Here is a 12,581-nt window from a genome sequence, read left to right as displayed (position 1 = left end):
CGGCCTTGCAGGCCGAGCACTGGTTGCAGGACTCGACGTAGAGGAAGCGGCTGAGCGCTTCGGTCACGGCCCGCATCGGGGCGCGCTCGCCCAGGGCGATGAAGCCGGCCGAGCCCAAGTTGGAGCCGATCGCCCGCAGCGAGCCGAAGTCGGCCGGCGTGTCGAGCTGCTCCGGCGGAATCAAGGCGGCGCTGACGCCGCAGAGCAATCCCTTCCAGCTTCGGCCTTCGACCGGGCCGCCGCCTTCATCTTGCAACAGCGAACGCAAGGTCCGCCCGGCCTCGACCTCGTAAACGCCGGGCCGAGCCACGTCGCCGCTCAAGGTGACCAAGATCGTTCCCGGCGTGTCCGCGCTGCCCAAACGGCGGAAGGACTCGGCGCCGTGGCGGAGGATGGTGGCGACGTGAGCCAGAGTTTCGGCGTTGTTCACCAAGGCCGGGTTGGGCGAGACCGGCGTCGCGAAGAGACCGCGCTCGTAAGGCGGTTCATCGGCCGGTCGGGGAAAGGGCCCTTCGTTTTCAATGACGTTGAGCAAGGCTTTCTCCTCGCCGAGCAAGTACTCCTCGGGACCTTGGACGAAGTGCAAAGGCAGCCGTTTGAAGCCGGCCCGCCGCTTCATTTCATGCCAGGCCTTCTTGAGCGCGGCGAGCTCGGGCTCGAAAGAAGACTTCAAGACGATGTAGGCGGCTTTGGCCCCGATAGTGGCTGCGGCCATCGTCAGGCCCTCGAGCACCGCGTAGGGATTTTTGCGGAGAAGGAAACGGTCTTTAAAAGTGCCCGGCTCGCCTTCGGCGGCGTTGCAGACCGCGTAGCGGGTTTTACAAGGATGCTCCAGCAGGCTGCGCCATTTCCTTCCGGTCGGAAAGCCGGCGCCGCCACGGCCGCGCAGGCCCGAGTTCTCGAGCTCTTCGATCGCTCGAAGCGGAGCCACGGCCATCACCTCGCGCAGCTTGCCGCCATGCCATTCCTCGTACTCGGCATAGGAAGAGGGGGAGTGGGCCAAAAGGAGATGGTGGCCCGGTTTTGAGACTTTGAAATTCTTCATAAAATTAGACAAAAACCGTAAAAATTAGACAAAACATATTGAAATTCTCCATATTGCTCCTTATGATTTTATCAAAATGATCAACAATTGGACAATTTTTCTCCTCGCCAAGACCGCTGAGCCAAAAGCCCCGCGACGCAAGGGGGTCGAGCGCCCACGGGGCGCCGAAGAGCGGGGTTACGAAGGTTCCGGCTTTCGCGAGCGTTATGAGGACCGTAGCGAGCGGCGCCGCGGCGGCCGCGGGAAAGTTCGAGGTCGCGTCATGAATCGATTCTTCCTCGCCTGCTTATTGGGATGCTCCGGCTTGGCCTTGCTCGGCTGTCCCCGCCAGAGCAATCCGGAGGGGGCGATGACGACGGCGCCGGTTTCGGTGGCGGATCAGAAAACCCAGATCGCCAAGGAAGGCGGCGATTATTCCTTCGGTCTTCCCGGCTGCGACGCCTTCGTGAAAAAGTATGAGGATTGCGTGAAAAACATCGGGTCCGGCGAGGAGCGCGAAAAATTCCGCGTTCTCTTCGAGAAGACCGTCGAGGACTTAGGCAAGGCTCAGGCCGGCGCGACGCCTTATTCGCTGGAAGAAGCCTGCTCGCGCCGCGAGCAGGAAGCCAAGAGCTTGTTGGTCGCGAAGTCCTGTTCCTGGTGAGAGATGAAATCTTCCAAGGAAAAAAAGGAAGAGGCCAAGAATGAAAAGTTCCTGCGCGGACGGCCGGAGCCGCAGGGCAGGCCGGCCTCGGTCCAGCAGCTTCCGCCTCGCACTCGGTCGGTGAATTCCGATCCCGACGAAGAGCGCTACGGAAATACGCCGCCGGCGCCCGAAAGCCGGCCCAGCCATCATTCTTGAACCATCTCCATGCCGCAACAACAGCGCGGCGCCAGATTTCCACCACCGCCGGGCTTGGCTCCCTGAATCACTTCGATCTCGCAACCGCATTGGGGATTGGAGCAACGATACTTTTGTCCTTTCATGAGCGCCATAAAGCCTCCTTCGACAGAGTTTTGTTTAATTTTAATTTCACTATATTAAACAATCCAGTCATTTTGTCTAAATCTTAAGAAAGGGATTAATTGATAAAAATATTTAAAAAACATGGTGTTAACTATAAAAAGGCATTTTCCTTCCCAAGTTAAACAAATTCACCTATGATTTGCTGATAGAGGTTTCGGCATGCCTTCCAAGGACAAGACTCAACCCATTCAAAAAGTCGCCCGCTTGACCGGTCTGAATCCCCACGTCATCCGGATGTGGGAAAAGCGCTATCAGGCGGTGAAACCGGAGCGCACTCAAACCAACCGTCGAGCCTACACCGACGAGGACATCGAGCGCCTCCAGCTCCTGGGTTACTTGACCCGCGAAGGCCATCGGATCGGCCAAGTCGCTCGCATCTCCTTGACCGAGCTCAAAGAGTTGGTGCGGAGCCTGGAAAACGAAAAGCGGGTGGAGCGGAAAGCGGAGAGCGAGCCCGAGGACCTCTTGACCGGCTGTCTCCAGGCGGTGTCGCAGATCGATGCCACCGCCCTCGACTTGGCCCTGGCTAAGGCCACCATCTACATGAGTCCCTTGGTCCTCATCGAAACCTTGGTGGTTCCCTTGATCGAGGAAGTTTTGGCCCGAGTCCGCCAAGGCAAGCTTCGCTTGGTGCATGAGCGCTTCACCCACGCCTGTCTTCGGCCCTTCCTGGTCAACTTCATGAAGTCCTACGAGGTGCTGCCCCACGCGCCGCGCCTGATCTCGACTTGCCCGGCCGGGCAGCACCAGGAGTTCGGCGCGCTCTACGCGGTCTCGGCCGCGGCCGCCAGCGGTTGGAACGCCACCTACCTGGGGCCGAACCTGCCGGCCGAGGAGATCGCCGCCGCCGCCCATCAGCTTGCGGTCCGCTTGGTGATCCTCAATCTCAACCAGCCGTGGAACGACCCGCGCATCCATTCCGAGCTGCAAGGCCTGCGCAAGCTGCTGGCGCCGGAAGTGAAGATCCTGGCCGTCGGCAGCGGCGTTGCCCCCTACCGCGGCGCCCTCGAGAAGGTCGGGGCTCTCTCGTCGGGAAATTTTCCGGACCTGCTTGAGCAGCTGGAAGACTTGCACCGGGAGGTGACTCACGGGGGATAGGATATGGCCGGCCATTCCCTACAAATCGAGGGCCATGAGCTCAAGCTCAGCAACCTCGACAAGGTTTTCTATCCCGCCGCCGATTTCACCAAGGCTCAGGTCCTCGACTACTATATCCGGATCGCTCCCCATCTCCTGCCCCATCTGAAGGGCCGTCCTCTGACATTGAAGCGCTATCCCGAAGGCGTGCGCGGCCCTTTTTTCTACGAAAAGCGCTGTCCGCCCTATCGGCCTTCCTGGTTCAAGACCACCCGGGTGTTCAGCGAGCATCGGGGCGAGGACATCCATTACTGCATGGTCGAGGATTTGGCCCAACTGGTTTGGCTGGTGAACTTGGCCGATCTCGAGCTCCATGTCAGCTTGAGCCTGGGCAAGGACATCCTCCGCCCGACGACGATGGTCTTCGACCTCGATCCGGGCCCGGGCGTCGGCATCCTTGAATGCGCCGACCTGGCCTTGCGAATCAAAGAGTTTCTCGGCCGGCAAAAGCTCGAGTGTTTGCCCAAAACTTCGGGCTCCAAGGGGATTCAGGTCTACGTCCCGCTTAACACGCCGGTCGATTATGAAAGGACCAAGACCTTCGCCAAGGGGCTGGCCGAGGCCTTCGAGGCCCGCTACCCCCAAGAGGTGGTTTCGAAGATGGCGAAGAGCCTGCGAAAGGGTAAAATTTTCATCGATTGGAGCCAAAACGACGATCATAAGACGACGGTTTGCGTCTATTCGCTGCGGGCGAAGGAGAGGCCGACCGTTTCGACTCCGCTGCGCTGGACCGAGCTGAGCAGGGCCCTGAAATCCGGCGACGCGGAGGCCTTGAGCTTCGACGCCGACGCCGTGCTGAAGCGAGCCAAGAAATATGGCGACCTTTTCGCGCCGGTGCTGAAGCTCAAGCAAAAACTGGAGGAATTATGCACGCCATCTGGAAAGGATCGATCAGCTTCGGCCTCGTCACGATCCCGATCTCGCTCTACTCGGCGACCCGGAGCGAAGAGCTGAAATTCCGCATGCTGCGCCGGAGCGACCTGAGCCCGATCAACTACAAGCGGGTGGCCGAGGCCGACGGCAAGGAAGTCCCCTGGGACCAGATCGCCAAGGGCTATGAGTACGAGGACGGGAAATACGTCATCCTCAAGGACGAGGATTTCAAGCAAGCCGACGTCGAAGCGACCCAAACCGTCGACATCGTCGATTTCGTCGAATTGGACGACATCGACCCGGTCTTCTTCTCCAAGCCTTACTACATGGTGCCGGTCAAGGGCGGCGAAAAGGCCTATGCCTTGCTGCGGGAGGTTCTAGCTGAGACCGGAAAAGTCGGGATCGCCAAGGTGGTGATCAAGACCCGCCAGTATCTGGCGGCGGTGAAGCCGCGGCGCCATGCCTTGGTGCTGGAGCTGATGCATTTCGCCGACGAGATCTCGGACCTCGACTCCTTTTCCATTCCCAAAGAAACCAAGCTTGGCGCCAAGGAGATCGAGATGGCCAAGACCTTGGTCAAGTCGATGAGCGAGAAGTGGAAGCCCGACAAGTACCACGACGATTACAAGGAAGCCTTGATGAAGCGGATCCAGGCCAAGATCAAGGCCGGCGGCAAGGAGATCCCGACCAAGGCCGCGCCGAAGAAACGGGCCGCCAACGTCATCGACTTGGTGGACGTGCTGCGCAAGAGCATCCGGGAAAGCGGCCGGCCCAAAAAGAAGTCCAATCGCCGGGCGTCTTGAGGAAGAAGGATGGGACTGGCCCGTTATCAAAAAATGCGCGATTTCCAGCGGACGCCCGAGCCGGCGGGTTTCCTCAAGCGGGGCAAGGGCCATTCCTTCGTCATCCAAAAGCATGCCGCCCGACAGCTGCATTACGATTTCCGGTTGGAGATGGAAGGCGTCCTCAAATCCTGGGCCGTTCCCAAGGGCCTGCCGACCCGGCGGGGCGAGCGCCGGCTGGCGATGCACGTCGAGGATCATCCCTTGGCCTATGCCGATTTCGAGGGGATCATCCCGGCCGGCAATTACGGCGCCGGCTCGGTGATGGTCTGGGACTTCGGCACCTTCGACGCCGATGGCCGGGGCGGCCCGGCCGGCTTGAAAAAAGGCCATATCGATTTGACCCTCCACGGAAAAAAGCTGAACGGCGATTGGACGATGGTTCGGATGCGTCGGGTCGAGAACGGCAAGGATCCCTGGCTCATCTTCAAGCGCGAAAATGACATGAAGGCCATCGGCCCTCGGGTCGACGACCGTTCGGCCCTGACCGGCCGGACCATGAAGCAGATCGCCGAGCAGAAGAAAAGGGTTTGGCAGAGCAACCGCGGCTCCAGCGGCAAGCTGAAACCGGCCGAGGAACCCGAGCCAGCTGCGAAAGCGCCGAAGCTTTCAGCCAAGCTTAAGCCGGCTAAGCCGGCCTTCGTCGAGCCGATGAAAGCGCTGCTGGTCGAGGCCATCCCGGCCGGCGATTGGAAGTACGAGCTGAAGTTCGACGGCATCCGGGCCTTGATCCTCAAAGCCGGCAAGAAAGTCCAAGTCCTCTCGCGCAACCGAAAGGATTACAGCGAGCGTTTCGCCGACTTGGCTCGGGCCGTCGCCGAGCTTCCGGCCAAGAGCGCGGTCTTGGACGGCGAAGTCGTCGCCTTGGACCAAAAAGGCCGCTCCTCCTTCCAACTGCTCCAGGCCCCTTTGCTCGAGGACCAGGAAGCGCCGGTCTATTATTATGCCTTCGATCTCCTTCAGCTCGAGGGCAAGGATTTGAAGGCCCTGCCATTGAGCGAGCGCAAGCGCTTGTTGGAGGAGCTGCTCCAAGAGAGCGAAGACCCATTGCGCTTCTCGGCCAACCTTGAGGGCAAACCCGAAGTCCTGCTCAAGAAAATCCGCTCGTTGGGGCTCGAGGGCTTGGTCGCCAAGCGGGCCGACTCGGTCTACGAGAGCGGTCGTCGCAGCGGCGCCTGGCTGAAGCTCAAGGTCACCCAGCAACAGGAGTTCGTCATCGGCGGCTTTACCGAGCCCCGCCGTAGCCGGCCTTACTTCGGCGCCTTGATCGTGGGTTACTATGAAGGCAAGGAGCTGCGTTTCGCCTCCAAGGTCGGGACCGGCTTCGACCACGCGCTCTTGAAGAGCTTGCACGGCCAGCTGAAAAAAATCGCGCGGAGCAAGGTTCCTTTTTCCGATTTGCCCCAACCCGGCCCCCACGGAATTCCATCTTGGGAGATGAAGCGCTGCACTTGGGTCGAGCCCAAGCTGGTGGCCGAAGTCCGATTCTCCGAGTGGACCCGCGACGGCCATTTGCGCCAACCCGTCTTTCTCGGGATCCGCCCGGACCTCTCGCCTCTCGAAGTCAAGCGCGAGCGCCCGGCGGTCCGAGTCGGACGCCGAAAACCCAGGAGGAAAACATGAAAACATGCCAAGACATCATGACCCCCGATCCCCAATGCGCGACCCCGCAGCAAAAAATCGAGGACATCGCCCGTATGATGAAGGAGGAGGACGTCGGAGCCATTCCGATCGTCGACGACCGGAAGAGCCGCAAGCTGGTCGGCATCCTCACCGACCGCGACATCGTCTTGAAGGTCATCGCCGCCCATCAGGACGCCAGCGCCGTTCGGGCCGATTCGGTGATGAGTTCGGACCTGGTTTTTTGCCGGCCCGGCGATCCATGGACCCAGGCCCTCCAAGCCATGGAGGACCACCAAGTGCGCCGGCTTCCGGTGGTCGATGAAAGTCAAAAGCTGGTTGGGATCATCGCCCAGAAAGACCTGGCCGAGAACAATCCCAACCTCGAATCCACCGGCGAGCTGCTGAAGGAGATCTCGCGGGATTGATCGCTATTTGGTTTGAACCCCGGCTGGAATTACAATAGAAGAGAAGGATGAAGCGAATCCCTTTCCAGCTTGGAGCCTTGTTCGTCGCCGCCGCCCTGTCTTTTTCGGCTGCAGCCGTGGCCCCGCGCCAGGTCCCGGCGCCGGCGGCCTCGGCCGAGAGCGTTCGGCCCTTGAAGGCCGGCGATCAAGTTCCCGAGGTGACCCTGACCAATGCCGACGGCATGGAAGTTCCCTTGAGCCGGCTGCTGAAAAATCAGCCGACGGTCCTGATTTTCTACCGGGGCGGCTGGTGCGCCTACTGCAGCACTCAGTTGGGCCAGCTCAAGCAGGTCGACATTCCCCTGCAGAAGCTCGGTTACCAGATCATCGCGATCAGCCCCGATAAGGTCGAGAAGATCCGGGAGAGTTTGAAGAAGCACGACCTCAGTTACATGCTGCTCTCGGACGGCGATGCCGAGGCGATCCGCGCTTTCGGCTTGGCCTTCCAGGTCGATGAGGCCACTTATTCCAAATACAAGAAGGATTATGGGCTCGACTTGGAGGAGCACGCCGGTGCCAAGCATCACCTGCTGCCGGTGCCGGCGGCTTACGTCGTGGATCAGAAAGGCAAGATCCGCTGGGCTTATTCCAATCCCGACTATAAAGTCCGGGTCGATGCCCAGGCCCTGCTTCAGGCGGCGGCCGAAGCGGTTCCGGCTCAGCGGTAGCAAGGGGCTTTAGCCCCGTTTTAAGGAGTTCTCATGGCTGACATGACCAAAATTTTCGTGAATGGCAAAGAGGTCGATCCAAGCTCGCTCGACAATTTGCCCGAAACCGTCCGGCAGGTTCTGGCCGACGCCAACAAGAACGGCGTTCCCGATATTTTAGAGGATGTGTGGAAGCATCCTTTCGTGCAGAAGGCGGTGGAGCGGGCCGGCCAGAAGCATGGGACCGTCTACACCAGCTTCGACCAGTTGCCGCCCGAGATGCGCGAGCCGATCCAAAAGTTCATGGTCAATCTGGGCGGGGGAGCCGGACCGATGATCTCCACCGACCATAGCAGCTCGGCGATTCCGCCGGCCAAGCCGGTGGATTGGCAGGCTTTGGAGCAGCCGGAGGCGCCGAGGACGATTTCGATCAAGGTCATCATCCTGGTCATGGCCGTGATTTTAGCCCTTTTGCTCGCGGGCTGGATTTTTTTGCTGGCGTTGAGGAGTCCCTGAGTTCGAGCTAAACTGGGTGCATGGGCTGGATCAAGACATTCGGGTTTCTTTTGCCGCTGCTGGTTTTTTCAGCCGAGCTCTACGCGCCGCCGATCGGCTTTTCGGGCTCGCCTTATCCGCCGGGGTCGGGAACGGTCTCGCGCGGCCGGACCGGCGGCTCGGTTCCGGTGGTGGTCAGCCCGCCCTTCATGTACGATCCCGACCATGATCTCTACGATTGGAAGATCGGCAAGGATGAAGGAAACTCCGACAATACCTGCTACTACGATGCTTACTATGGCCAATATTTCGGCAATTGCCTGCTCTACCAAAATGCGCCCGGCTATTCGATCACCATTCCCAGCCAAATTCGGCGTTGAATCATGAAACTAAAGAATACACCCCCCTTTGGAAAAGGGGGGCAGGGGGGATTTAAAGCCGTGGCAAGGCATTCTAAGAGAGTGCGAGGGCAAGCCAGCGCTTTAAATCCCCCCTTGGTCCCCCCTTTTTCAAAGGGGGGAAATCGGAGCCCGGTCCTTGAGCTCAAGGGGCTATCGCTGCAACGCGAGATTCTGATCCTGGATAACATCGATTGGAAGGTGATGCCCGGCGAGCATTGGGCGGTGCTCGGCGCCAACGGCTCCGGCAAGACGACCCTGCTCAACGTCCTCACCGCCTACATGACGCCGAGCCGGGGCGAGATGAAGGTGCTGGGCAAGCGCTACGGCGCCTACGATTGGCGGGAGCTGCGCAAGAAGATCGGCATCGTCAGCTCCAGCCTCCGGGCCTTGCTCCGGGCTGATGAGCCGGCCCTGCACGCGGTGATCAGCGGCCGCGAGGCCATTCTGAATTATTGGGGCGAGATCACCGAAAGCGACCGCCGAGCCGGCCACCGCATCTTGAAGGACATCGAATGTGGCGAATTGGAAGACCGCCCTTGGGGCTATCTTTCGCAGGGCGAGCAGCAGCGAGTCCTGATCGGCCGGGCCCTAATGGCTCAGCCGAAAATTTTAATTTTGGACGAGCCCTGCGCCGGCCTCGACATGGTGGCGCGCGAGACTTTTCTCGATTTCTTGCAACGCTTGATCCGCAAGAACCGAAATCTGACCCTGCTCTTGGTCACCCATCACGTCGAGGAGATCGCGCCCTTCTTCAGCCATGTGCTGCTCTTGAAAGCGGGCAAGGTCCTGGCCGCGGGTCCCAAAGCCAAGGTTCTTCAATCCAAGCGGCTCGGCCAGGCCTTCGATGCCGATCTCAAGCTCGCCAAGCAGGGCGGGCGTTTTCGTTCCACCGTTTCCAACCGTAAAAGCTTCACGATTTAGCCGACGCTTGTCATCCTGAGCGAAGCGAAGGATCTGCGAAGGCCAAGAAACTTGGGACTCCAGCGCTCTTCGTTCTGTCGGAATTCCAATTGGTGGACCGAAGTGAATAAGGTCCTTCGAAGGACCTTAGTAGGTCGCAGATCCTTCGCTTCGCTCAGGATGACAAGTACCGACAATTCACTTTCCGTTTTTTCAAAATTTTCTATTTCTCTGCCCATCTTGAATATAAGTTATTGAAATTATTAAATATATATTTTCATGGAGCCTGGCCTTCGGCTTGCTTTGCTTGAGAGGCAGGAGGAACGAACCGATGAAAAAATCCCTGATCTTTTTAATTCCGGGTCTCTTGCTTTTGAATGCCTGCAACGAGGGCCGGGTCCAACTTAGCAACGAGGAAGCCGCGGTGCTCGAGGACAGCTTGGCCAGCGGCGGCGAAGATTCGCGCGGCGAAAACGACGCGGCGGCCCGCGCGCCGCAGATCGACGGCTCGGATCTCCCCGCAGCCCCGCCGGTCCAGCAGGCTCCCCTCCCGAGCGACGATTCGCAAAGCCTCGGCGAGGGCCTCAGCCCGGCCCAAGGTCCGACCACCTTGACGCCGGCTCATCTGCCTTCGAGCAGCGACGACAACCAACCCCAAGCGGAAGGCCCGGGCTTTCATTTCGAAAAGGCGAGCTCGACCGGCCAAATCCAGCAATTCCAAGACAACGTCAACCTTTCGGCCCAGGCCGGGGATCAGGGACCTTACCAAGCGATTGGCTCGCGACCGCAAGTGACCGAGGCCGCGACGCTGGCGATCTACGATCCCTTCTGCAATTGCTACAAGACCGGCCTGAATGATGACCCAATCAGCGTAAAGGAGGCTCCGCCTAACGCTGCCATTCAATCCGACTCGGAGGATGATGAAGATTCCGACGACTAGTCCATGTACTTTCAAGTAGTTATACGGGATGCCCCCCCCCGCAACTTATAGCTATAGTTTCCGATAAAGCTAATCGTTAGAGGGGGCTCGGTATAAGTGGGGGCTTATGCCGAATCATCCGAATTCCGTTTCCGTCGACTCTCGGTCTCTCCAAAAATTTCAGGAATACATCGAAGAAAAGAGCGCGGCGCATGTCGAGGTTGACGCCGGCGATATTCTGAAGATCCCCCGTTCCCCTCAATCGCAAATCGAGCTGAACTACTTGAGCCCCGAGGGCGAGGCCTTTGTCGGAGTCCTGGATGCGAAGCACTCCCTGCTCCGTTTGCGGCATGGCCGTTTGAACGACGCGGGCTGGATGCGATGGGATTCGGCGGAGGAAAACCGGTACATTCCCCAAGCCTGCGAGGATTTTCAGAAATTGGCCGAGCTCAGCGGGTCGGTTGGGAATCGCGATTGCCAGAAAGCGGAATTTTTGCTTCCTGAGTCCACTGAGCCAAGTGGGTTACATTACTTGGCCTTAACGGCAGCGCCAGTGGCTGTCCTCGAAGGTGCGGGGCTGGCAGTGAATTCCCTGGCCAAATATAATCTTAAATTTGAAGGAAAGTTCCAAAATTGGTTTTTCAACTCCTCCTCTGAAGGGTGGGGTAAATTGGAAGGACCCCGAGGGTTTGGTAAATTGGAAGAAATGCCCCGAACGGCCGCGGGTCGCTTCGCATTTCGCTCGCCCGCCTTGCTGATGGGAGCCTCGGCCATTCTTGGGTCGAAATTTCTGGCGGATGAGTTAGGTTGGCACCCCGAGCATCATCGTTTGGAGCGTCATGCCCTCGGGGTCTATATGGCACAAAGGGGCATGAGCTTACAGACTGGAGCCTTGGGGGTTATTGCCGTATTGCCGACTGTAGGTACCGAGACCCCTCTTCAAATCAACAATCGTCTCTCCGCTTCTTTCGGCTCGCGACTGCTCTCTTCCCGCTTAGTCGACGCCACCATCGGCAAGATTTTTGATCAAGGCTCGACGGCTCGGTTTGCGACTCAAATGGCGGGATTCTTCGTTCCCGACCTTCTGATTCTGGGCCTTGGACAAGCTCGTCTGGGCTTTTTGAACAATTCCAAGGTCCGCGTCGCGAGCGGTTGGATCAATCGCCTGATGCTGACCGCCTTCGTCGCCGATATCGGCTTCATGTTTTATAACCATCTCGATCGTGGGACCATCGGCAGCGCCGCCAAGCATCATATTTTGCAACGAGCCAATGACTTGCAATCGCCGCATCGCGGAGTCGGCGGAACCCTCCTGAAAGGCGCCGCCGATTTGGTAATTCCCGCCATTTCCGAATCGATGTTCGTGGATGAGCAATACGTTGAGCAGGCCTCCCAAGAGGTCCTACAAGGGGCCGAGCTCGAGATCGAAGCGATACGCGGCTTTCTCCTTTCGTCACTTTTGGTCGGAGATCCTCTCCAATCCGGCGAAGAGGATTTTTATCACAAAGTCGATTGGTCTTGGTTGCAGGGCAAGAACGAGCTTGGCGATGTGCATTTACCCCCCAATCGATGGTTTCCCCTCGGTTTGTTGCAGGATGATTTGAAGGCCCCGGCTTTTGGCGGGAAATTCAAAGCCAAGGAAAATATCGCCGAGCAAGTCGCCATGCTTCGCCGGCAGTATCGAGGTTATGACCTGAGCGACGCCGAGGTCCAGTTTCTCCTGGGACGGCTGAGCGTTTATCAAATGCGAAAAAGAATCGTCGAATTGAAATGGCTGGACGAAAAAGGGCAATCCAAGCTCTTGCGTTGCTTCGATCGCGAAGGTGCCTTGATTCCAAGCATGCGGGGCGCCTTGCTTCAAGAGCTCTTCAAAGACGGTGAAGGGGGCTCCCTGAATGCTTCCAAAATTTACCCGTACCCGGAGTTGAATCAACTCGAAGAAAGCACCGTGGAGCTGCGCAATGTCGCCTTGACCCTTCGGTTGATCGATATCCTGTCCAATGCCAAAGACGAGGAGTGGGAAGCCTTATCTCCCATGGCGCTTCGACTAGGGCTGGTGAACGAAAAGAAAGAGCTCGTGGCCGGCTCTTTTCGTGACTATGCGGTCGAGCAGTGGAAGAAGCTCCACCCTGGCCAAGTGCCGGCGCTTTCTTTTGAGGAGCGGCCGAAACCGGCGCTTGCCCCGCCTCCCCCTGGCCCTTCGAAAGCCGACATCATTAAAGGGATTAT

Annotated in this window: 15 protein-coding genes; 13 read left to right on the top strand and 2 right to left on the bottom strand. The window is 58.7% G+C overall.

All coding sequences use genetic code 11. The features are described from left to right. Window positions 1–1,045 (bottom strand): SLBB domain-containing protein (locus VJR29_06920; GenBank protein HKY63133.1); only part of this gene is annotated, 1,045 nt, incomplete at its 3' end. 76 nt (window positions 1,046–1,121) lie between these two features. On the opposite strand from VJR29_06920, the gene VJR29_06915 reads away from it, so the two are divergent. Together VJR29_06915 and VJR29_06910 are read left to right on the top strand one after the other, a co-directional pair. Further along, complete coding sequence (locus VJR29_06915) at window positions 1,122–1,688, top strand: hypothetical protein (protein ID HKY63132.1); 567 nt, start codon at window positions 1,122–1,124, stop codon at window positions 1,686–1,688. Between the two features lie 3 nt (window positions 1,689–1,691). Then, on the top strand, window positions 1,692–1,886 hold the full coding sequence (locus VJR29_06910) for a hypothetical protein (protein HKY63131.1): 195 nt from the start codon (window positions 1,692–1,694) through the stop codon (window positions 1,884–1,886). Here VJR29_06910 and VJR29_06905 read toward each other — a convergent pair. Next, a complete protein-coding gene (locus VJR29_06905) occupies window positions 1,877–2,020 on the bottom strand; it encodes a hypothetical protein (GenBank protein HKY63130.1) in 144 nt (47 codons plus the stop codon). The two genes, VJR29_06910 and VJR29_06905, sit on opposite strands and share 10 nt — an antisense overlap. A 190-nt stretch (window positions 2,021–2,210) precedes the next feature. Between VJR29_06905 and VJR29_06900 the strand changes: the two genes are divergently transcribed. From VJR29_06900 to VJR29_06850, 11 genes are all read left to right on the top strand, one after another. After that, the gene (locus tag VJR29_06900) at window positions 2,211–3,149 is read left to right on the top strand and encodes a MerR family transcriptional regulator (GenBank protein ID HKY63129.1); all 939 of its coding nucleotides are present in this window, start codon (window positions 2,211–2,213) and stop codon (window positions 3,147–3,149) included. 3 nt (window positions 3,150–3,152) lie between these two features. Next, window positions 3,153–4,142, top strand: coding sequence for a non-homologous end-joining DNA ligase (gene ligD, locus VJR29_06895; protein ID HKY63128.1), 990 nt, complete (start codon window positions 3,153–3,155; stop codon window positions 4,140–4,142). After that, window positions 4,055–4,864, top strand: a complete 810-nt coding sequence (locus tag VJR29_06890; GenBank protein ID HKY63127.1) for a Ku protein — start codon at window positions 4,055–4,057, stop codon at window positions 4,862–4,864. The genes ligD (VJR29_06895) and VJR29_06890 overlap by 88 nt, the downstream gene beginning before the upstream one ends. Window positions 4,865–4,873: 9 nt before the next feature. After that, entirely contained in the window at window positions 4,874–6,526 is a 1,653-nt protein-coding gene (ligD, locus tag VJR29_06885) for a non-homologous end-joining DNA ligase (GenBank protein ID HKY63126.1), read from the top strand. Continuing rightward, window positions 6,523–6,951 carry a CBS domain-containing protein gene (locus tag VJR29_06880; protein ID HKY63125.1) on the top strand — a complete coding sequence of 143 codons (429 nt, stop codon included), beginning with the start codon at window positions 6,523–6,525 and terminating at the stop codon, window positions 6,949–6,951. The genes ligD (VJR29_06885) and VJR29_06880 overlap by 4 nt, the downstream gene beginning before the upstream one ends. A 47-nt stretch (window positions 6,952–6,998) precedes the next feature. After that, window positions 6,999–7,658: a peroxiredoxin-like family protein gene (locus tag VJR29_06875; GenBank protein HKY63124.1), complete on the top strand. Its 660-nt coding sequence runs from the start codon at window positions 6,999–7,001 to the stop codon at window positions 7,656–7,658. Window positions 7,659–7,700: 42 nt separating this feature from the next. Beyond that, window positions 7,701–8,153 carry a hypothetical protein gene (locus tag VJR29_06870; GenBank protein HKY63123.1) on the top strand — a complete coding sequence of 151 codons (453 nt, stop codon included), beginning with the start codon at window positions 7,701–7,703 and terminating at the stop codon, window positions 8,151–8,153. 20 nt (window positions 8,154–8,173) lie between these two features. Further along, window positions 8,174–8,512, top strand: coding sequence for a hypothetical protein (locus VJR29_06865; protein HKY63122.1), 339 nt, complete (start codon window positions 8,174–8,176; stop codon window positions 8,510–8,512). 81 nt (window positions 8,513–8,593) lie between these two features. Then, complete coding sequence (locus VJR29_06860) at window positions 8,594–9,454, top strand: ABC transporter ATP-binding protein (GenBank protein ID HKY63121.1); 861 nt, start codon at window positions 8,594–8,596, stop codon at window positions 9,452–9,454. Window positions 9,455–9,764: 310 nt separating this feature from the next. Continuing rightward, window positions 9,765–10,373 (top strand): hypothetical protein, encoded by a 609-nt coding sequence (locus VJR29_06855; GenBank protein HKY63120.1) that lies wholly within the window; start codon window positions 9,765–9,767, stop codon window positions 10,371–10,373. Between the two features lie 106 nt (window positions 10,374–10,479). Continuing rightward, window positions 10,480–12,581 (top strand): hypothetical protein (locus tag VJR29_06850; GenBank protein ID HKY63119.1); only part of this gene is annotated, 2,102 nt, incomplete at its 3' end.

Source organism: bacterium, assembly GCA_035281585.1.
In the GTDB taxonomy this organism is placed as follows: Bacteria; UBA10199; UBA10199; order DSSB01; family DSSB01; genus DATEDP01.
Note: the sequence above shows the minus strand (reverse complement) of the source record. Positions and strands in the feature narration are given on the sequence as shown.

Excerpts from the sequence above, each read along its gene's own strand:
- VJR29_06915 (HKY63132.1), top strand. The coding sequence starts at position 1,122 with ATGATCAACAATTGGACAATTTTTCTCCTCGCCAAGACCGCTGAGCCA.
- VJR29_06910 (HKY63131.1), top strand. The coding sequence starts at position 1,692 with ATGAAATCTTCCAAGGAAAAAAAGGAAGAGGCCAAGAATGAAAAGTTC.
- VJR29_06905 (HKY63130.1), bottom strand. The coding sequence starts at position 2,020 with ATGGCGCTCATGAAAGGACAAAAGTATCGTTGCTCCAATCCCCAATGC.
- VJR29_06900 (HKY63129.1), top strand. The coding sequence starts at position 2,211 with ATGCCTTCCAAGGACAAGACTCAACCCATTCAAAAAGTCGCCCGCTTG.
- ligD (HKY63128.1), top strand. The coding sequence starts at position 3,153 with ATGGCCGGCCATTCCCTACAAATCGAGGGCCATGAGCTCAAGCTCAGC.
- VJR29_06890 (HKY63127.1), top strand. The coding sequence starts at position 4,055 with ATGCACGCCATCTGGAAAGGATCGATCAGCTTCGGCCTCGTCACGATC.
- ligD (HKY63126.1), top strand. The coding sequence starts at position 4,874 with ATGGGACTGGCCCGTTATCAAAAAATGCGCGATTTCCAGCGGACGCCC.
- VJR29_06880 (HKY63125.1), top strand. The coding sequence starts at position 6,523 with ATGAAAACATGCCAAGACATCATGACCCCCGATCCCCAATGCGCGACC.
- VJR29_06875 (HKY63124.1), top strand. The coding sequence starts at position 6,999 with ATGAAGCGAATCCCTTTCCAGCTTGGAGCCTTGTTCGTCGCCGCCGCC.
- VJR29_06870 (HKY63123.1), top strand. The coding sequence starts at position 7,701 with ATGACCAAAATTTTCGTGAATGGCAAAGAGGTCGATCCAAGCTCGCTC.
- VJR29_06865 (HKY63122.1), top strand. The coding sequence starts at position 8,174 with ATGGGCTGGATCAAGACATTCGGGTTTCTTTTGCCGCTGCTGGTTTTT.
- VJR29_06855 (HKY63120.1), top strand. The coding sequence starts at position 9,765 with ATGAAAAAATCCCTGATCTTTTTAATTCCGGGTCTCTTGCTTTTGAAT.